Source organism: Hwanghaeella sp. 1Z406 (genome assembly GCF_048892425.1).
Lineage (GTDB): Bacteria > Pseudomonadota > Alphaproteobacteria > UBA8366 > Aestuariispiraceae > Pacificispira.
In genome coordinates, this window is record NZ_JBLZHU010000007.1 from 76,335 (window position 1) to 94,528 (window position 18,194).

At 56.4% G+C, this 18,194-nt stretch carries 17 protein-coding genes; 9 read left to right on the plus strand and 8 right to left on the minus strand.

Going from position 1 to position 18,194, the window contains the following annotated elements; genetic code table 11:
* Window positions 1–30 precede the first annotated feature (30 nt).
* On the minus strand, window positions 31–1,176 hold the full coding sequence (locus tag ACOSDR_RS14290; RefSeq protein ID WP_420731690.1) for a nicotinate phosphoribosyltransferase: 1,146 nt from the start codon (window positions 1,174–1,176) through the stop codon (window positions 31–33).
* A gap of 83 nt (window positions 1,177–1,259) precedes the next feature.
* On the minus strand, window positions 1,260–2,645 hold the full coding sequence (locus tag ACOSDR_RS14295; protein ID WP_420731691.1) for a class II 3-deoxy-7-phosphoheptulonate synthase: 1,386 nt from the start codon (window positions 2,643–2,645) through the stop codon (window positions 1,260–1,262).
* A 315-nt stretch (window positions 2,646–2,960) separates the two neighbouring features.
* Between ACOSDR_RS14295 and ACOSDR_RS14300 the strand changes: the two genes are divergently transcribed.
* Window positions 2,961–3,140, plus strand: a complete 180-nt coding sequence (locus ACOSDR_RS14300; RefSeq protein WP_420731692.1) for a DUF3012 domain-containing protein — start codon at window positions 2,961–2,963, stop codon at window positions 3,138–3,140.
* 31 nt (window positions 3,141–3,171) lie between these two features.
* Here the strand turns inward: ACOSDR_RS14300 and gorA are convergent, their stop codons facing one another.
* Window positions 3,172–4,545 (minus strand): glutathione-disulfide reductase, encoded by a 1,374-nt coding sequence (gorA, locus tag ACOSDR_RS14305; protein ID WP_420731693.1) that lies wholly within the window; start codon window positions 4,543–4,545, stop codon window positions 3,172–3,174.
* A 107-nt stretch (window positions 4,546–4,652) separates the two neighbouring features.
* Between gorA and ACOSDR_RS14310 the strand changes: the two genes are divergently transcribed.
* The 3 genes from ACOSDR_RS14310 to ACOSDR_RS14320 are packed head-to-tail and all read left to right on the plus strand — an operon-like array spanning window position 4,653 to window position 6,304.
* Window positions 4,653–5,015, plus strand: a complete 363-nt coding sequence (locus tag ACOSDR_RS14310; protein WP_420725420.1) for a hypothetical protein — start codon at window positions 4,653–4,655, stop codon at window positions 5,013–5,015.
* The gene (locus ACOSDR_RS14315) at window positions 5,012–5,464 is read left to right on the plus strand and encodes a hypothetical protein (protein ID WP_420731694.1); all 453 of its coding nucleotides are present in this window, start codon (window positions 5,012–5,014) and stop codon (window positions 5,462–5,464) included. Before ACOSDR_RS14310 ends, ACOSDR_RS14315 begins: the two co-directional genes overlap by 4 nt.
* A gap of 42 nt (window positions 5,465–5,506) precedes the next feature.
* Entirely contained in the window at window positions 5,507–6,304 is a 798-nt protein-coding gene (locus tag ACOSDR_RS14320; RefSeq protein WP_420731695.1) for a vWA domain-containing protein, read from the plus strand.
* A gap of 42 nt (window positions 6,305–6,346) precedes the next feature.
* On the opposite strand, the gene ACOSDR_RS14325 is transcribed toward ACOSDR_RS14320, so the two are convergent.
* From ACOSDR_RS14325 to folP, 3 genes are all read right to left on the minus strand, one after another.
* A complete protein-coding gene (locus ACOSDR_RS14325; protein ID WP_420731696.1) occupies window positions 6,347–6,652 on the minus strand; it encodes a helix-turn-helix domain-containing protein in 306 nt (101 codons plus the stop codon).
* Between the two features lie 258 nt (window positions 6,653–6,910).
* Complete coding sequence (folK, locus tag ACOSDR_RS14330; RefSeq protein WP_420731697.1) at window positions 6,911–7,390, minus strand: 2-amino-4-hydroxy-6-hydroxymethyldihydropteridine diphosphokinase; 480 nt, start codon at window positions 7,388–7,390, stop codon at window positions 6,911–6,913.
* Window positions 7,391–7,392: 2 nt separating this feature from the next.
* A complete protein-coding gene (gene folP, locus ACOSDR_RS14335) occupies window positions 7,393–8,286 on the minus strand; it encodes a dihydropteroate synthase (protein ID WP_420731698.1) in 894 nt (297 codons plus the stop codon).
* Window positions 8,287–8,492: 206 nt separating this feature from the next.
* On the opposite strand from folP, the gene folB reads away from it, so the two are divergent.
* Both folB and ACOSDR_RS14345 read left to right on the plus strand, forming a co-directional pair.
* Window positions 8,493–8,945 (plus strand): dihydroneopterin aldolase, encoded by a 453-nt coding sequence (folB, locus tag ACOSDR_RS14340; RefSeq protein ID WP_420731699.1) that lies wholly within the window; start codon window positions 8,493–8,495, stop codon window positions 8,943–8,945.
* Between the two features lie 196 nt (window positions 8,946–9,141).
* Entirely contained in the window at window positions 9,142–12,153 is a 3,012-nt protein-coding gene (locus ACOSDR_RS14345) for an ankyrin repeat domain-containing protein (RefSeq protein ID WP_420731700.1), read from the plus strand.
* A gap of 52 nt (window positions 12,154–12,205) precedes the next feature.
* Here ACOSDR_RS14345 and ACOSDR_RS14350 read toward each other — a convergent pair whose 3' ends face one another.
* Together ACOSDR_RS14350 and ACOSDR_RS14355 are read right to left on the minus strand one after the other, a co-directional pair.
* A complete protein-coding gene (locus tag ACOSDR_RS14350) occupies window positions 12,206–13,363 on the minus strand; it encodes a pyridoxal phosphate-dependent aminotransferase (RefSeq protein WP_420731701.1) in 1,158 nt (385 codons plus the stop codon).
* Window positions 13,364–13,371: 8 nt separating this feature from the next.
* Window positions 13,372–15,087, minus strand: coding sequence for a gamma-glutamyltransferase (locus ACOSDR_RS14355; RefSeq protein ID WP_420725429.1), 1,716 nt, complete (start codon window positions 15,085–15,087; stop codon window positions 13,372–13,374).
* 2 nt (window positions 15,088–15,089) lie between these two features.
* Between ACOSDR_RS14355 and ACOSDR_RS14360 the strand changes: the two genes are divergently transcribed.
* The 3 genes from ACOSDR_RS14360 (at window position 15,090) to sfsA (ending at window position 18,132) form a co-directional block, all read left to right on the plus strand.
* A complete protein-coding gene (locus ACOSDR_RS14360) occupies window positions 15,090–16,484 on the plus strand; it encodes a M48 family metalloprotease (protein ID WP_420731702.1) in 1,395 nt (464 codons plus the stop codon).
* A 131-nt stretch (window positions 16,485–16,615) separates the two neighbouring features.
* Window positions 16,616–17,401 carry a DsbA family protein gene (locus tag ACOSDR_RS14365; RefSeq protein ID WP_420725431.1) on the plus strand — a complete coding sequence of 262 codons (786 nt, stop codon included), beginning with the start codon at window positions 16,616–16,618 and terminating at the stop codon, window positions 17,399–17,401.
* The gene (gene sfsA, locus ACOSDR_RS14370) at window positions 17,398–18,132 is read left to right on the plus strand and encodes a DNA/RNA nuclease SfsA (RefSeq protein WP_420725432.1); all 735 of its coding nucleotides are present in this window, start codon (window positions 17,398–17,400) and stop codon (window positions 18,130–18,132) included. The genes ACOSDR_RS14365 and sfsA overlap by 4 nt, the downstream gene beginning before the upstream one ends.
* The last annotated feature ends 62 nt before the right edge of the window (window positions 18,133–18,194 follow it).

The window sequence follows — 18,194 nt, forward strand, 5'->3', positions numbered from 1 at the left end:
ACAAACCTCTAAAATGCTGCGATAATTCAATCAGGAGACCGGCGGCTTGCGCAGAAGAAATTCGCGCCCGACCTTCACGCGGGGTTGGCCGTCATATTCCACGATATCCGCGGTGGCATAGGTTTCCGCCCAACGTTCCGGCAGATAGCTTCCGGTCCCAATGACATTAATTGGTGTATCCGCCAGCGCCATAACCTTGCATTTCTCTGGCCCGAAGCCAGAAGAAGCGACAATCTTGACGGCTGGGAAGCCCGCATTATTCAGCGCCTCACGCATATGCCAGACAGCAGCGGCGGAAACACCCGGGCCGATCAGATGGCGCAGTTCTCCCTCGTTGCGATAGCCCCGGATAGACCGCGGCGCATTGCGATCCAGAACGGCATAGGAGTTTGCGGGGTCCAAACCTTCCAGGAAACGACCACCCGGCGTATCTATTCGCACGGAAAGCCTGCCTTCCGCTGCTATTTCAGGAAACCGATGACAGACCGCCAGGGCGTCACTGACTTCCAGCCCAAAGTAATCCACCAGAACGGTCAGGGGTTGATCAGGATGGGCTTCATGAAACATCTCCGCCGCGCGAACGGTGGACTCGGCATAGCCGATCAAGGCATGGGGCATGGTGCCAAGGCCGGAATCCCGGCCAAAATAACGGGCTGTTGCATTGGTCGCATTCCCGATGAATCCAACTGCCGCCGACTTCCGCTTCGCACGATCCGACCCGACAGAAGCCGCATAGGCCATGATTTCCGCCATTTCCGTCCCGGCGCAATGGCGCGCATCCATCGCCAGAAAGGCAACATTGGGCAGTTCCTGACACATGGTGAAAGCATTATAGGCCGATACACAGGCCGGACCAATTTTCTGAAGGAACAGGGTTTCCAGATCACACAGGTCATGAAAAGACCCTGTGATATACATCAACGGCTCCCCCGCCCCGACCCATCGACCTTCTTCAAACAGCAGGTCGATCTTCACCATGCTGCCGCGTGCCGCAATGATGTCATTCAACCAATCAATAGCCAACCGGGGTGCAGACACGACCGGGCGGCGCATGAAGATTGCGTATGTAACCTGGATATCGCCAAATTTGGCGACAATTTCCCGCGTGCGCAGGAAATACGCATCGGTCCAGTCTTCTATAAAGGCATCAACATCATTGGCATCAGCGGCAGTCATTGTGACCCAAGCCCCCCGACAAGGATTGATCCGCTGGGCTTTTCCACTATCAGGAAACCCAGATCGAGAGAATTCTCCAGCGCTTATTCCGCAGCCTGCGAGGGACGTGCCCGCCCCACGCGACCGGCCTTCAATTCCTCAGCGATCAGGAACGCCAATTCCAATGCTTGCGCGCCATTCAGGCGTGGGTCGCAATGGGTGTGATACCGCGCTGACAGGTCCGCATCCGAAATCTCCTGCGCACCGCCCAAACATTCCGTGACGTCCTGGCCGGTCATTTCGAAATGCACGCCACCGGCATGGGTACCTTCAGCCTCATGCACGTCAAAGAACTGACGAACCTCGCTCAAAATCCGATCGAACGGGCGGGTTTTAAAGCCGCTTTCAGACTTGATGACATTGCCATGCATTGGATCACAGGACCATACGACCTTACGGCCTTCCGCCTTTACCCGGCGCACCAGAGGGGGCAGATGCTCCATAGCCTTGTCGCTGCCCATCCGCGCGATCAGGGTCAGTCGCCCCGCCTCGTTCTTCGGATTCAGCACATCGATCAAACGGATCAGTTCATCCGGGTCGCTGCTGGGGCCGCATTTCATGCCGATCGGGTTTTCAATGCCACGGCAGTATTCAACATGGGCACCATCGATCTGACGAGTGCGATCCCCGATCCAAATCATATGGGCAGAACAGTCATACCATTTGTTGGTCAGACTATCGCGCCGGGTCAAAGCCTGTTCATACCACAGCAACAGGCCTTCATGGCTGGTGTAGAAATCCGTCTCCGCAATGGTTGGCACCCGTTCAGAGGTCAAACCGCAGGCGGCCATGAAACTGAGCGTTTCATCCAGTCGCTCTGCCAGAGCTTTGTAACGCTCCCCCTGGGCGCTGCCAGCCACGAAATCCAGGTTCCATTGATGCACCTGATGCAGGTCTGCAAACCCGCCCTGTGCAAAGGCGCGCAGCAAATTCAAGGTGGAGGCAGACTGGTGATAGGCGCGCATCATCCGCGTCGGATCCGGTGTGCGGTCTTCTGCCGTGAAGTTCATGCCATTGACGATATCACCGCGATAGCTGGGCAGTTCCACATCGCCAATCTTTTCCATTGGGGCAGAGCGCGGCTTTGCAAATTGACCCGCCATGCGGCCAACTTTAACCACCGGGCATGCTGCACCAAAGGTCAGTACGACCGCCATCTGCAGCAAGACCTTAAAGGTATCGCGGATGTTGTTGGCGGAAAACTCAGCGAAGCTCTCGGCACAATCGCCGCCCTGCAACAGGAATGCCTTGCCTTCGGAGACCTCAGCCAGAGACGCTTTTAGCTTGCGTGCCTCACCCGCAAAAACCAACGGCGGGTTCGCCGCAAGTTCAGCCTCCACTGAGGTCAAAGCCGCCAAATCCGGATAGTCCGGCACCTGTTTAACAGGTTTTCCGCGCCAGCTTTCAGGACTCCAAGTACCGTTCGCCATTTCATCCACTCCAAGAAATTACCATTCTGACACCTGTCCGTTACGAGAACATTATCAGATTGTGGGGGTGTTTTACGCGCTCACACCGGGGTTTTCCACAGGTTATTGCGGACAAATTCCTATTCCGCCAAAATAACGCAAACCGTCGATGGACTTGAAGGCGCATTCACGCTAAATCATTATGCGCTCGCGCAGCCCTATATCAAGATACTCCAGCCATTTGATAGCCTGGTACGTTCATCGTCATGGACGCCTTTATTTGCGCAAATTTATCTTCAGGTATACACCAACATTCCAACAAGGATAACCGGCACAATGACCAAACCTGTAATTCGCATCACGACCCTGATCGCAAGCATCAGTGCCCTTTTTCTCCTGACCGCCTGTGAACCCGAAATGGGCACACCAGAATGGTGCAAGATGATCAAAGAAAAAGGTGTCGAGAACGTGACCGCAAAAGAAACCGCAAATTTCGCGAAAAACTGCGTCCTGTAAAACGCAATTACTTCGTCCTTTTTGCTGACGCCTATTCCGCTGCGGCTGCCCGAACTACGGGCTCTCGCATCGTCACGAATTCTTCCGCACTTGTTGGATGAATGCCAACGGTCGCGTCGAAATCTGCCTTTGTCGCGCCAGCCTTCATCGCGACCCCAAAGCCCTGGGCGATTTCGCCGGATTCCGGACCGACCATATGCAAGCCGACCACACGGTCACTTTTGGTGTCAACGATCAACTTCATGAAGCTGCGCTCGTCACTGCCAGACATTGTGTGCTTCATTGGGCGAAATTCAGAGCAATAGACATCCACCTCACCATATTTCGTGCGGGCTTCTGCTTCTGACAGGCCGACAGTCCCAATCGGCGGCTGGCTGAAAACAGCGGTTGGAATATCGCGATAATCCATCTTCCGCCCACCCTTGCCATAGGTGTTATGGGCGAAAACCATGCCTTCCGCGATGGCGACCGGCGTCAGGGCGACACGATCAATCACATCGCCCAGGGCATAAATGGACTTAACCGAGGTCTGGAAATCATCATTGACGATGATTGCCCCACCCTTTGCCAATTCAACCCCGGCCTCTTCCAGACCCAGGCCCGCCGTATTGGGCGCCCGTCCCGTAGCATACAGGATGGTATCTGCTTCCATCGTGGACCCGTCTTCCAGGGTTGCCACCAATGTCCCGTTGTCCCGTTTATCGACCTTCGCGATATTAGCGTTGAATTGCAGGTCAATTCCTTTCTTGCGAATTTCCTCCGCCAGGAAATGGCGCACATCGTCATCGAATCCACGCAGGAAATGCGGGCCACGATACAATTGCGTGACCTGTGATCCCAAACCATTCAGAACGCCGGCCAATTCAACCGCAATATAACCGCCGCCCACGACAATCACACGCTTGGGCAGGGCATCCATAAAGAAGAATTCATTCGATGTGATGACATGCTCGCGCCCCGGAATCTCTGGAACCGACGGCCAGCCCCCGACTGCGACCAGAATACGTTCCGCCGTGATGGTTTCCCCATTCACCTCAACCTCATGGGGACCCTTTACCGTTGCGCGGGCATTATACAGGGTGACGCCTGCATTTTTCAGCAAACCATCATAAATGCCATTCAACCGATTGATTTCAGTATTCTTCCGTTCCACCAGAGTGGCCCAATCGAAACTGCGTGGCCCGACCGTCCAGCCAAAACCGGCAGCTTCTTCGAAATCTTCCCGATAGTGGGAGGCGTAGACCATCAGTTTCTTGGGAACACAGCCAACATTGACGCAGGTTCCGCCCAGATATCGATCTTCCGCGACAGCCACTTTCGCGCCCAGAGACGCAGACATACGTCCCGCCCGGACCCCGCCGGAACCGGCACCAATTACAAACAAATCATAGTCATAGTGGCTCATCGCGAAACGCGCTCCTATATGGTACTAAAGATAAATCCTCATCTAGCGGAAACATGGGGTAGAACAGCGAAGAGGACAAGAGCCGGTTCGCCCGGCATGAGGAACGAATGTCAGAAACCAGGAAAAACACCCCGGAACGGCGCTATCCCCGTTTAAAGGTCTGTGTGAATTTTCGCGCAGGCGACGTGCTGCCTTCCTGTGGCGCTAAGGGGTCTAGGGAACTGGCCCAATCGTTAAAGGAAGAAATTGCCAAGCGCGGCGACTTTATCAGCCTGGAGACAGTGCATTGCCTGGGAAAATGTCATATTGGCCCAACCCTGAAACTGCTGCCATCTGGGCCGTTTCTACAGGGGGCCCAGGCCGCAGATGCGGCGTGTATCGCCGACCTGCTGCAGGCTGAATCCTATGATATCCTGGAACATAAATTTGCTAACCCCGATGAATTTGAGACCGTTCAGAAAAAGCCATGATCCTGCGCGCCAAAATTCTGATAATCCTGTTATGTATTGGACTTGGCAGCCTGGCCCTGTTGCAATCATCGCCAGTCGCGCTGGCGCAAAGCCAGGAATTCATGCGCCGTATTCCAGAAGTAGTTCAGCCAGAACCCTACAAGCCCACCCGAACAAAAGTTGGCGGCACCCGGATAATTTATCCTGTGGACCCGCAATCCCTTAACCAGGCCCTGTCGAAGAACCTGTCAGAGGCCTGTGCCCGGCTGGAATTCAATCAGGCGCGCCATGGCCGCTATTTCATTATGGTGCCCCGTCCGAACCAGGACCCCTTGCGGTTCGGCTATGCCCAGGGGGATGGATTGAACTTGTTAGACCCAAACGGTTTACGCGGTACAGATGTCATCTATCTTTTTGACCGGGATGAGACATCAGAGTGTAAAGTTTATGTCTATCCCAAAACATTTTAAGGCATTATGCCGTCGCAAGGGGTGACCAAGAGGTCCACAGACATGAAGCCTGTTATTAGAGTCTGCATTGCCGCCTGTTTCGGCCTGGCCCTTTTGTCCGGCATGGCGGGGCCCCCTCCCATACGCAGTTTCGCCGCGCTGGAAACCACGCCGACCGGGCGAGAAGGAAAATGCGGCGCGGTTGATCTGGTGATCGCGATGGACACGACCCATTCCATGGCGACCGCTATTCGCGATGTGAAACGCGAAATGGTCCATTTGTTGGATTTGACGAAATTCGTCTCAGGTGGGGATTACCGACTAGGACTGATCAGTTTCAAGGATCGCATCACGGTCGAGGTCGACCTGGGAGGTACCCCCGATAATCCAGACACGGCAGAGGCAATCAGTTGGAGCATCCGCCGCCTGACTGCAGAAGGCGGCAATGGCGGACCGGAAGCCAGTGACGAAGCCCTGCATACGGCCGTCGCCAATCTGACCGCAGAAAACCGCCCGCAAGACGGGGATTTCACGGGCGTTTGGGAGGCACGCAGCCGCATCCTGGTGCTGGTCACAGACAACCTGCCAGGCGGTTTTGATGATCAGTTTGATGAGGGCGTGGATGACCTGAATGCCCGCGATGTCACAACATTGGCGCTGGATAAGGATATCCGCATTTCGTCGGTTTACATCCCGACATCTGGATTTGAAATGTCGCCAGACCCGCGCGTGGAGCAGATCATGCGCGCCTATGCGCAACTGACCGGCGGCGTATTTGCCATCACCCAGACGTCAGGTCTGGGCGCAGCAGAAGCCATTGCCGATATCATCAACCGATGCGGCTCGCGCCCCCTGTCCTAACAAACTGCCAGAACAGGGGCGGGAATTTATCAGGAACGGAACTTAAGCGGCCAGCTTCAGCGCAGGCACTTCGACACCGAACAATGCTTCATACGCTTTCGGATCGTAATGGCGCAGGCACAGAGCGGCAAAATCAGAGGCCGTCATACCCAGTTGCAGGGCCATTGACTGATAGAATGCAGACGGCACCGGACGGCGGCCTACTTCAATATCAGAAAGCCAGCCAGCATTGGGCAGGCCAGCCTGTTCGGCCAATTCAGCCTGGGTGATTTCACGGGCCAGGCGCAATTGTTCAATCTGGTGACCGCCTTCAGCCCAGGGGCCGCGAATGTCTGTCGTCGTTGTCATACTCTTGTCCTTCATTTCTGTCGGGCGCACCTCTCAGAAAAGAAAGCGCGCTGGTTTTTCCATTTGCCATACGGGAATTTATGCATGCGCTATGCCAATAAATGGTTAACAGATGCTGTGCGTTCATGGTGTCATGAGCGCGGCGGCCTGATAAACCGGGTGGATCACAGCGCCGATGTCATCGTCCCTCGGCGTTGGACGTCACATTATTGCAATGCACAAATAACTTAACCGCAAAGATCGAGACGCAGGGATGCGTCAAACGCATGGCTGGACAGTATCGCGTCCCGGAACCTGTGCCAAAAGCTGAGAAATGCTGAGGGGTTCTGTGGGTCCTATCAGGTCTGGCGCGATGTCACACAGCGGAACCAGGACAAAGGCACGCTCTGCAATTCGCGGATGCGGCAGCGTCAGACGTTCCGAATTCAGCACGGTATCGCCAAAAAACAGGATATCCAGGTCGATCTGACGGGGGCCGTTCACAACAGAAGGGACGCGACCGATCTCCGATTCCAGGCGTTTGAGAAAATCCAGCAGGGCCAGCGGCGTCAAATCCGTCACCCCGGACACGACCATATTCAGAAACGCGGGCTGGTCGGCCACATACATCGGGGCCGTTTCGTAAATGCCAGATTGCTGATCAATCACCACATGTTCCTGCAGCCGGTCAATCGCGGTTTCAAGCGACAGATGCCGGTCCCCCAAATTGCCGCCTAACGCCAGATAGACCCGAACCATGATCAACCCCTTTCCGCGCGTGCTGCCTTCCCGGCTTGCAGCATTGCTTCGGTCATTCGAACCACTTTCACATTCTCTTCAACATCATGGACGCGCACAATGGCAGCCCCGCGCTGTACCGCTAATGCGGTGGTCGCCAATGTTGGATCGCGTCGATCATCTGCTGGCAGATTAAGCACACGCCCCATAAAGCTTTTGCGACTGGCCCCCAGTAAAACCGGATAGCCAATTGCCCGAATAACATCGATCCCTTCAATCAGGGCCATATTCTGGGCGGGCGTTTTACCGAACCCGACACCGGGATCCAGTATAATCCGATCACCACTGACACCGGCTTTGATAGCATTCTGCGCCAGATCCGCCATTTCCTGACAGACGACGCGCAAAAATCCAGCGCCATAATCCGGTGCGGTGTAACTGCCACCCAAAACGCGGTCGATTTCTGCATGGCCAGGTTTGCTGCGGTTATGCATCAGGATTACCGGACAATTCGCAGCCTGTGCCACGGCGGCCATATCCGGGTCCGCCTGAAAGGCCCAGACGTCATTGATAATGTCAGCCCCCGCCGACAGTGCTGCCTGTGCGACGGATGCCTTATAGGTATCGATGGATATCGCGACATCGGGCAATTCCGCACGCAGGGCGGCAATAACCGGTGCGACACGCTGGGCCTCTTCCTGGGCCGGGATATAGGCCGCCCCCGGTCGCGTGCTTTCCCCCCCGATATCCAGAATATCGACGCCAGCCTGGAAAAATTTCACCGATTGCGCCACTGCGGCGGCGATGATGTCGCGTTCGCGGCCTAGTCCGTCGCCTGAGAAGGAGTCCGGTGTGATATTCACGATACCCATAACAAGGCATCGAGACGGTGGCGAAAGAAGGATGGAACGGGGCATATGGAAAGCCTCCTATCTGATCTGACTTTTCTTGCGTTCCCGGCCTGTTTGGGTAGTGTGTGCCGCTTGATGTCGGGGAAGTAGACCGTCAGAATGGCTTTGCCAAGTCTTCAGACGCCCCAGTGGCCGGTGATTAACGGTGCGGATATCCTGTGACCATAGGACAGGCTCCGCCCCAAGCGAAAGGGTGAGCAGAGATGCGCGTGATGTCCGAGCTAGCACAGGACGCCTATCCGCTGACCAATGAGTCTGAACCGTCATCCCTGCACGACATAAACAAGGCGCCAGATCAGACCGATGTTGTGTATCGCATTGCCGTTCGTGACCTGGAAGTCACCTGGAGCATCGGCGTTTATGACTATGAACATCAGAAACGCCAGCCTATCCTGATCAACCTGGATCTGGAAGCGCGCGCCCTGGACGATTGGGACGCTGACGATTATCAGGCCGTTCCCTGCTATGCCCGGATCGTTGAACGCATTGGGCAAATGGCGGCCGAAGGCCATGTGAAACTGGTCGAAACACTGGCCAATCGCATCGCCGAAATGTGTCTTGAGGATGATCGAATCCTGTCCGCGAAAATCCGCGTTGAGAAACCGGAAGCTTTGAAAAATGCGGGCTCTGTGGGCGTTGAAATCACCCGCACACGCATCGCCTGATCTGGATAGCCCGGCCCCCGATTCGCTATTACTGGCGGACAGCACACAATAGCGCCGCATAGGTTTGCACTGCAAACAAGTCTCAAACAGGCGGAATTCCGCGCCTGACGTTTGGGGGAATACCCCCTAGATGCTAATACTTGCACCGTTTCCGCCACAACATGTAGGGTATCCCTGAATTTGGCAGGAGTCTGTTTTGACGCTGCCGGACCTATTTATTCGAGGCATGTGGGGCGAAACAGTGGAGCGGACTTTCTGGATACAGGGGCGAACAGGGCGCTATTGGCAGAACCTGGAAAGCCTTGAGAGTGACCAGACCGCTATCATTCGATTGGGCGCGCTGATCAGTCAGGATCGTTATGACGAATTGCGCCTGGTGCAGGCGCAGGTTTCCGCAATAACCGGCGACACAACCTATACCAATATTGTGACAGTGCGCGACGGACAGGTTGTTGATTCTCCCATGCTGCGCGCGCAGGCATCCGGAGGCGATCCCGGTCTGTCAGAGGACGATCAGGAGAACGCCAACCGCGATTATGGATCTGAAATTGCAGCCCAACAATTCTCCGGCGAGGAAGATACCCTGGACCCGGCGCAACACCCGCAACTGCGCTTCTGGCCCACACCGAAACCGGAAAACATGCAAGGCCGCCTGGGGCTGGGGGGTGAAAACCGCTGGGTAGGTGATACAGATCACGCGGAAGACTATTTTCCGCAGGACCATCAGGCACAACCGCGCCCCGAAACGAAGTCCAAAGGGCCTGACGAAAATCCTGATCAGGCGGAACCGCAGCGCCCCAAACGGCGCACGGCGAAATTTGTACCGCACACGACGGTGCACAGCGCCACCGCTGCGTCTCAGCCCCCCTTTGACCATGATTTGAATGAGGACCTCAGGGACGAATTGGAAACCATTCGCGAATGGACCTTCCCTGCGGAATTAAGTGAGGATGAGGCCGCAATCGTAGGCGATTACGATCCCCGTGTCGCGTCGATGCAGGACATCCCACCTCCGCTAACTAAGTCCACGCAAAGGACCGCCGCAAAGGGGCGCGCTGAGAAACCAACCCCGACGGCGCAAAAAGAAAAGCCGACGCATCTGGCGGCTGATCCGGATCGCAGAGCCAAGGATACAGCCCCCCGACCGGATCGCTTTCGTCTGTTTGGTCGCGAAAAAAGCGCCAGACGCGCGGCCAGCCGAGCAAACCCGTCGCCCAGTGACGCCGGGCGTCGACACTCAGACAATCCTACCGGACGCGTTGCCTTGATGAGTGGTGTCTTTGCGGGGGCCCTGGCTACGGGCCTGGCCCTGTCAGCGATTAATCCTGATTTCGCAGGACGCGTCTTTGCCAGTATTTCAGGCCAGGTTGGCGAAATGCTGCCACGGACCAACTTAATTGATGCCATCGCCAATGGCGACCTGCCCACGGTGCGCGCGCGTCTGGCCGAAGGCGTTGATCCCAACAGCTTGGATTCAGAAGGCAACCCCGCCCTGCTGCGCGCGGCACGGTCCGGCAATCTGGCGGCGGTCAGCCTGCTGTTACAGGCCGGGGCTGATCCCACCCTGCCAACTCAGGATGGACGATCCGTGCTGCATCGTATTGCCGCCGAAGGACGAGGTCAGGCCCTGCAGAGAATGATTGATGCCGGTGCCCCGGTCGATCTGGCCGGTGGCGTTTATGGATGTCTGACGCCCCTATCCGTCGCCGCCGCCAATGGCCGCGTGCGGGCGGCAACCCTTCTTGCAGAGCGGGGGGCCAGCTTTGAGGAACAGCGGGGATGTTCCGTCGGACCGATGGAGATTGCCGCCGCCCATCCGCATGTCTTAGCGCGTCTGGAACAGATGCGTGCAGAGCGGGATGCGCTGCTGCAAATGGCGGGGGCCAATGCAAAATCGGATACCCCGACCCGGTCTGGAACGGCGCTGGTCACGGCGTCGAACGTGCCACAGCAGGCTGACGCGAAACCAAATACCCCCCAGACGGAGCCTGCGGAGAAATCCATTCCAGAAGCCCTGGACAGACAAACGCTTGCATCCTTGGAAGCGCCCCCTGAACTGGAGGCCCCACAAGATAACTTTACCGCCCCGCCTTCCACTAAGGCGCAACCGGGTGAAAATTCGGTCTTCCTGCCCCCCAGCAAGCCCGATTCAAATGTGGAAAAACCGGCAGAACCAGCGCAAACCGCCAGTGCATCGGCGCTGAGCCCCCGCGTCTTTAAAAGCAAACTTAAGACGGCGATTGATTCCGCTGATAAGGGGGCTGTTGTCGCCTTACTGGGATCACCGCCGCCCGGCTTCACCCTGGATGAAGCAAAATTTGCGGTTGAAGACGGTTTTGGTTCTGGCGTGCGCACCGCCTTGGAACAAGCTGCATTGCACGGCCAAACAGATATCGTAAAACTGCTGGCCGACGATGGCGCGTCCATCCCGCCGCGTCTGATCCATCGAATTGTTCAACATTCAGACCGCCCGGAACTGGCAGGCATGTTAAGCACCCTGCTGGAAGAAGGCGCGGACCCGAATGGCATGTCTGATGGCCTGACACCACTGATGCGCGCCTCGTTGCGCGGGGATCCGCAAACCGCCTATGTCCTGATGGCCTTTGGCGCGGACCCTGCCATGGTTTCTACGGATGGGCGTCTGGCGTCTGATTTTGCCAAGGAATCCGGACGGGCCGATCTGGAAGAACGACTGGTTCTGGCCGCTGCAGAGCCGCAATATCGCAAGTTGATGATGGGGCTCAGCTGGTCAGACACCCTGTCTTCCCTGCGCGACAAAATTGAGGTCTGTAAGGACATTGGCGATGATTTCACCGCCTGCAAGCTGAACATCACAAGCTGGTTGAGCGACGCCAAGGTCATCGTTGCCCAGTTCGACCGCAAGACATCCAATCGTCTGGTCGCCCTGCAGATCGACAGCCGCCCCTTTTCCACGCCCGAAAATGCGATGGACCGGTTCGAATTTGCCCGCCGCGCCATTCAGGAACGTATTCCAGCCAGCCATGCAGGCTTCCTGACAACGGAAGTCAGCAGCAAGATGAGCCTGTTTCAGTCCTTGCGACCGGAGGTCAATCAAGGACGCTTTTTCAGCTATTGGCCGGATCAGGATCGTCGTCGCCCCGTCTTCGTTCACCTGAAACTGACTGGTCTGGACGACAGCCATGGCTTCTATCGCATCGTGATCGGCAATCCGTTCCGCGCCAGTTAGGGTGGTGCGTGGTTATTCACAGGTCATGTTATGTATTAATGCGACGGTCGTGTCAGCCCTTTGACCAGGCTATAAGCGCCTCTGCAGCGGCGCTCACTTCCTGCCTAGTGCCTGCAAAGGAAAACCGCACCGTACGATTGCCCCGCACGGCATCAAAATCCAATCCAGGCGTGATCGCGACGCCGGTTTCTTTCAGGATACGGGCACAGAATTCCACACTGTCATCGGTCCGGTCGCTGACATCCGCATAGATGTAGAATGCCCCATCAGATGGGGCCAGATCTGTAAACCCGGCTTTCGGCAATTCCTGCAACAGCAAGCGCCGATTTTCCGCATAGCGTTCAATATTGGCCTGTAATTCCTCCTGGCAGTCAAAGGCCGCAACGGCGGCAAGCTGACTAAGGGTCGGGGGGGAAATAAACAGGTTCTGCGCCAGGCTTTCCACCGCCCGCAGCAGATCCGGCGGCACAATCAACCATCCAAGCCGCCAGCCTGTCATACAGAAGTATTTTGAAAAACTGTTCACTACAATTGCCGAAGGGTCCAATTGCGCCGCTGTGACGGGCTCCATGCCATAGGAGATCCCGTGATAAATTTCGTCAGACACGACGCGAATACCATTGTCACGACAGCAAGTCAGCAAATCCTGCATTGCCTGTCTGTCCAACATCGTCCCTGTTGGATTTGATGGAGATGCAACGATCAAGCCGTCCAGCGGACCCTCTTCCAGGGCCTTTTCAATCAGGGCCGGGGTCGGCTGAAACCGTTCCTTGGGTCCTGCTGGCAGCATCACCGGATCAATGCCCAGGGCATTTAGAATGTGTCGGTAACAGGGATATCCAGGCTGCGCCAGGGCCACCCGATCACCGGGATCAAAGGCCGACAGAAAGCTTAGGATAAAGCCGCAGGATGAACCCGTCGTCACCACAACCTGAGAGGCGGGAACGGAAATACCATAAAAATCCTGATAGTGCCCGGCAATCGCGGCGCGCAAGTCTGGAATGCCCAAAGCTGTCGTATAGCCAATCCGATCCGTATCCAGCGCCTTATGGGCGGCTGCGATAACGCCTTTTGGGGCAGGCGTTCCGGGTTGGCCGACCTCCAGATGAAAGACCGCGTCCCCCTGCTGTTCCCGCTCCGCTGCGGCGCGCATGACTTCCATTACCATAAAGGCGGGAATATGCCCGCGACTGCCAACTTTTAACACCATCGCGACCCTTAGCCTCCACTCTCATCCGAGAAGGATGAAAGCCCGTAGCCCCGGTTGTCATGCACCACACGGCACAGGGCGGATCGACTGCTGGACCCGGTCACCCCATTGGGACAATGAATTGCAGAGGCCTGACCAGGCCAGGTCAGCCGCGAAACAGGATGGCCTCGTGCCGTCAGGGATGCGGCTAAATCGTCGCCCCCTTCCTTTTCCACCAACACGGCATCTGGAACATCAACCGCCAGGAAACGTGGCTCCGATATGGCCGTATCCAAAGGTTTTCCGGCCAAAAGGGTATCAGCCATGATCTGTATCTTGGATGCCGGGGCTAATGGCCCGCCGCCCGTGGCCAGCCCAAACCGAAAGGTTAACGTCCCGGTATTGATGACCATAGCAGGGCTCAGGCTAAGGGGATTGCGCCCCCGCAAACCGGGCGCTGCGGCCAGCAGAATACCCGTCCCCGGTGCCACCCGTCCGGTGCCAAACGGGTTATACAGCGTCAGGTCACAGACAACCGCCATCCCGTTGCGATCCACCGCCACAAAACCGGTGCCAGAAATCACCTCCGCCAATTGCCGGCCCTTTGGATCCAGCTCTGCACCGGGTGTTGCACGGGTTGGTGAATAATTCGCCATCAATCCAGCAACGCGATCCGGATCCAGCACATCTTCCAACGGCAGGGTCGATGAATATCCCTCTCCCAGCCAGGTTTTGCGATCTGCGGCGGCCCGCTTCATCACCTCTGCCAGCAGATGCGCGCGTTCTTCCGGCGCCGCATCGGCATAGCGGTCATCGTCAATCAACATACGCCACATCACGCCCAGCATAGGACCAGCAGCAGCCGGTGGTGGGGCCAGATTTAACTCATCATCCCCAAAGGGAACGATCAGCGGCAAACGCCATGTCGGGGTGTAATTGCGCAATTCTTCATATGTTAAACTTCCCCCAGCCTGTTGGACGCCATCCACAATCCGACGGGCCATGGCCCCATTATAAAAGGTACCTGCTCCTCCGGCCCGTATCTGTCCCAACACAGCACCCAATTCGGGTTGGCTGAGTATATCACCTTCCCCGACCAGCCGACCAGACGGGGCGAAAATGGCACGTGCAGCAGGTTCACCATATAACGGCTCAGCAGCCCGCGACATTTCAACCGCAAGCGCCCGGGAAACACGATGCCCCAACCGCGCCATGCGTTCTGCGGGGGAAACGACCCCAGACCAGGGAAACTGACCATAGCGCGCATGCAGGGCAGCCATTCCCCGCACCAGTGTTGGAATGGCAGACGGTCGATCACCCCCGGCACCGGTTCCAGCGGGCGGAATGAAATCAATGACTTCGGTAACGCCAATCGCCCCATCATGCACAATACAAACGCCACCGCCGCCCAGGCTGATCGCAGAAGGATAACTGACCGACAGGGCAAAACTGATCGCCACGGCCGCATCTGCCGCATTTCCACCAGCAGTCAGAACATCCCGCCCGATCAGGGCCGCATTTGGTTCTTCCGCAACAACACCACCAAAGAAACCGCGAACATAGCCCGCAACGCCATATTCGACATCCGTGGTCCCCGTGCATCCTTGCAAAACCAAAGCGCTGGCAAGCATCGCCGCCACGGTTTTTGGCAATCGCCATTTGAACCTGCTGCGGGAACACACTACGTTAGAAGCGAACGGGGTCGCGGGTGCGGCCATGGACCTTTTGGCTGGAGCATCAAACAAGGATGCAATTCCTCCTTAAAATGCCGCTGGGGCGGCGTCGGGTATCAAACGTCGCAACGCGCGTTTTCCTGTGCTTGGCAATTCTGTTTTCAAGCGTCGCTGGGAGTGTGCCTTTTTCCCCGGCGCATGCGCAAGGCCGAGATATCAGTTTTATCCGCGACACCGAAGTTGAAAACACCATTCGGTTTTATCTGCAACGCATTTTTGAGGCTGCAGGGGTAGATGCCAGTTCGATCCAGATTCATCTGATTAATGACAGCCGTCTGAATGCTTTTGTGGCAGGTGGACAGCGCATTTTTATCAATACGGGTCTTTTAATCACAGCCGATGAGCCCGGCGAGGTAATCGGCGTTCTGGCGCACGAATTGGGCCATATTACTGGCGGACATTTATCAAAATTCAAGGGCACTATCGAGAATGCGCAGGCTGCTGCCATTGCGGGCATGCTGTTGGGACTGGGCGCAGCGCTGGCAACCGGCGATGGGCAGGCCGCTGCGGCAGGGGCCACCTTGGGCCAACAAATCGGGGAACGCAGCTTTCTGTCCTATTCCCGCGCCAACGAGCAGGCGGCAGATCAGGCCGCCATGACCTTTCTGGACGAAGCGGGAATTTCTGCGAAAGGCATGTTGGATTTCATGCATATCCTGCAATCCCAAGACCGCCTATACAGTGCAGGGGCCAATCCCTATACCCGCACACACCCGCTGACCGAAGACCGCATCCTTTTTGTTCAGAACCATGTCGACACCTCCCCCGTCAGTGCCGCAAAGCTGCCCCCGGAATATTTAGCTGTGCATCTGCGTATGCGCGCAAAACTGGAGGCTTATCTGACGCCAAAAGACGCGCTGAGAGATTATCCCGTCAGCGATACCTCTGTTCCCGCTCATTACGCCCGATCCATCGCCTATATGGAATTGTTCAAGCTGGACGAATCCTTGAAGGAGATTGATACGCTGTTGGCGGACAGTCCCAAGGATCCTTTCTTCCTGGAGACCAAAGGCGATATCCTCAGACGATCAGGAAAACTGGCGGAGGCGACAGAAAGCTATCGCGCCGCCATAGAGATCCTTCCCTGGGCGGCATTGGTTCGAACGACCTTGGGCGAGACCCTGTTGCAGCTTGGCGGCGAGGCGAATGTTCAGGAAGCCCTGGATAACGCCAATATCGCACTGTCGTATGAACCCGACATGATCCGTGCATGGAACGTCAAAGGGCAGGCGCATCAAAATCGCGGAGAAACCGGCATGGTCCTGCTGACCCAGGCGGAGGTTGCCCATCGAAAAGGCGAGAAAGAACAGGCCAAGGCGCTGGCGACACGGGCGATGGAAGCCTTGCCAAAGGAATCAGCTTCCTGGATTCAGGCGCAAGACATCATCTATCGCGCGGATGATAAATAGCGAATGATCAAAGCTTCGTGACAATGCACAGGTGGGTGACTGAAAGACTTGGCCCAGCCTGCATTTCCAACTAAACCCATGATAAATTAAACCTTATAAACGTGAAGTCTACAGACAGGAATCTTTAGTCAATGATACGACAACCCCTTCATGCGGCAATCGGAAACCCCTATCGCGCGCTGTGTCTTGCGATGCTGGCGCTTGTGACAATGGTCGCCATTTCCGTCCCCTCAGCGCGCGCGCAGGATGCGGTTGACCCGGCAGAACGTCAGCGTATCGAAGGCATTGTTCATGATTACCTGATGGCCAATCCAGAAGTAATCCTGGAGGCAATCCGGTCCTTGGAAGAACGGCAACAGGCCGCCAAGGAGCAACAACGCGATAGCATAATTGATCAAGTGGTCCCGACACTGACCGCCAGTCCCTTAACGCCCACTTTCGGCGCGGATGACAGCGATGTCGTGATGGTGGAATTTTTCGACTATCAATGCGGCTATTGCAAACGCCTCCATCCCGGTGTGCAAAAGTTGATGAAAGAAGACCAAAAGCTGAAGGTCATTTTCGCGGAATTGCCCATTCTGGGCCCGGCCTCTTTGGTTGCGTCCCGCGCGGCGCTTGCCTCACAGGAGCAGGGGAAATACCTGGAATTTCATGATGCCATGATGGGTCATCAGGGTCAGCTAAGCGACGAGGTCATCTTTGATATCGCCGATGAAGTGGGCTTGGATGTTGCACAACTGAAAGACGACATGAATGCCCCGAAAGTGATGCAATATCTGGCCATGATCCGCAGTATTTCGGAAAGCCTGGATATTCGCGGAACACCGGCAATGGTGATCGGCAAGAACTTCGTTGGGGGGTATGTCCCCTATGAAAAACTTCAGGAAATTGTCGAACAGGTTCGCGCCGAAGGATGACGCTGCGCTATCCGGAACCCTTGATCGAAGCCCGCCTGATCAAGCGCTACAAACGATTTCTGGCCGATATCGCCTTTCCCGATGGCAGCGAAGGGATCGCCCATTGTGGCAATCCGGGCTCCATGATGGGATTGGCCGATCCCGGCAGCCGGGTGTGGTTATCGCCCAATCGAAACCCGACGGCGAAACTGGCCTGGCGCTGGGAAATTGCGACACAAGTCTGTCCAGACGGTCCCGCAGCTGTAGGCATCAACACCAATCTGGCCAATCGTATCGTTGAATCGGCAATCCGTACCGGCCAGATCAAACCCTTATCGGGCTACAGCGATATGCGCCGCGAGGTCCGCTATGGCAGCCGTAACAGTCGCATTGATCTGTTGCTGGAAGACCAGGAACGGTCCCCCTGTTATGTTGAAATTAAAAGTGTGACATTGCGCCGCCCCGACGGCCCGGACCCGGCAGCGGCGCAATTCCCGGATGCAAAGACCGAACGAGGCGCCAAGCACCTGGCGGAACTGTCTGATATTGTTTCAGAAGGCGCACGCGCCGTGATGCTGTATCTTGTACAACGCAGCGATTGCACCCATTTCAGCCTGGCCCAGGATATCGACCCCGCTTATGCCGTGGCCTTTGCGCAAGCAAAGGCTGCAGGGGTCGAAGCATTATGCTATGATTGCATCGTGACGCCAGAGGGCATAAAACTTAACTCTCCTGTACCGCTGCGGGTCTAGCCCCGCGCGTTTTAACAATTTGCGCTGCCGGGATCTGGATTGCTTCCATTTGACCCCGCGCG

Bases quoted from the DNA above. Each gene is read 5' to 3' on its own strand.
- ACOSDR_RS14290 (WP_420731690.1), bottom strand. From the start codon at position 1,176: ATGACTGCCGCTGATGCCAATGATGTTGATGCCTTTATAGAAGACTGG.
- ACOSDR_RS14295 (WP_420731691.1), bottom strand. From the start codon at position 2,645: ATGGCGAACGGTACTTGGAGTCCTGAAAGCTGGCGCGGAAAACCTGTT.
- ACOSDR_RS14300 (WP_420731692.1), top strand. From the start codon at position 2,961: ATGACCAAACCTGTAATTCGCATCACGACCCTGATCGCAAGCATCAGT.
- gorA (WP_420731693.1), bottom strand. From the start codon at position 4,545: ATGAGCCACTATGACTATGATTTGTTTGTAATTGGTGCCGGTTCCGGC.
- ACOSDR_RS14310 (WP_420725420.1), top strand. From the start codon at position 4,653: ATGTCAGAAACCAGGAAAAACACCCCGGAACGGCGCTATCCCCGTTTA.
- ACOSDR_RS14315 (WP_420731694.1), top strand. From the start codon at position 5,012: ATGATCCTGCGCGCCAAAATTCTGATAATCCTGTTATGTATTGGACTT.
- ACOSDR_RS14320 (WP_420731695.1), top strand. From the start codon at position 5,507: ATGAAGCCTGTTATTAGAGTCTGCATTGCCGCCTGTTTCGGCCTGGCC.
- ACOSDR_RS14325 (WP_420731696.1), bottom strand. From the start codon at position 6,652: ATGACAACGACGACAGACATTCGCGGCCCCTGGGCTGAAGGCGGTCAC.
- folK (WP_420731697.1), bottom strand. From the start codon at position 7,390: ATGGTTCGGGTCTATCTGGCGTTAGGCGGCAATTTGGGGGACCGGCAT.
- folP (WP_420731698.1), bottom strand. From the start codon at position 8,286: ATGCCCCGTTCCATCCTTCTTTCGCCACCGTCTCGATGCCTTGTTATG.
- folB (WP_420731699.1), top strand. From the start codon at position 8,493: ATGTCCGAGCTAGCACAGGACGCCTATCCGCTGACCAATGAGTCTGAA.
- ACOSDR_RS14350 (WP_420731701.1), bottom strand. From the start codon at position 13,363: ATGGTGTTAAAAGTTGGCAGTCGCGGGCATATTCCCGCCTTTATGGTA.
- ACOSDR_RS14360 (WP_420731702.1), top strand. From the start codon at position 15,090: ATGCAATTCCTCCTTAAAATGCCGCTGGGGCGGCGTCGGGTATCAAAC.
- ACOSDR_RS14365 (WP_420725431.1), top strand. From the start codon at position 16,616: ATGATACGACAACCCCTTCATGCGGCAATCGGAAACCCCTATCGCGCG.
- sfsA (WP_420725432.1), top strand. From the start codon at position 17,398: ATGACGCTGCGCTATCCGGAACCCTTGATCGAAGCCCGCCTGATCAAG.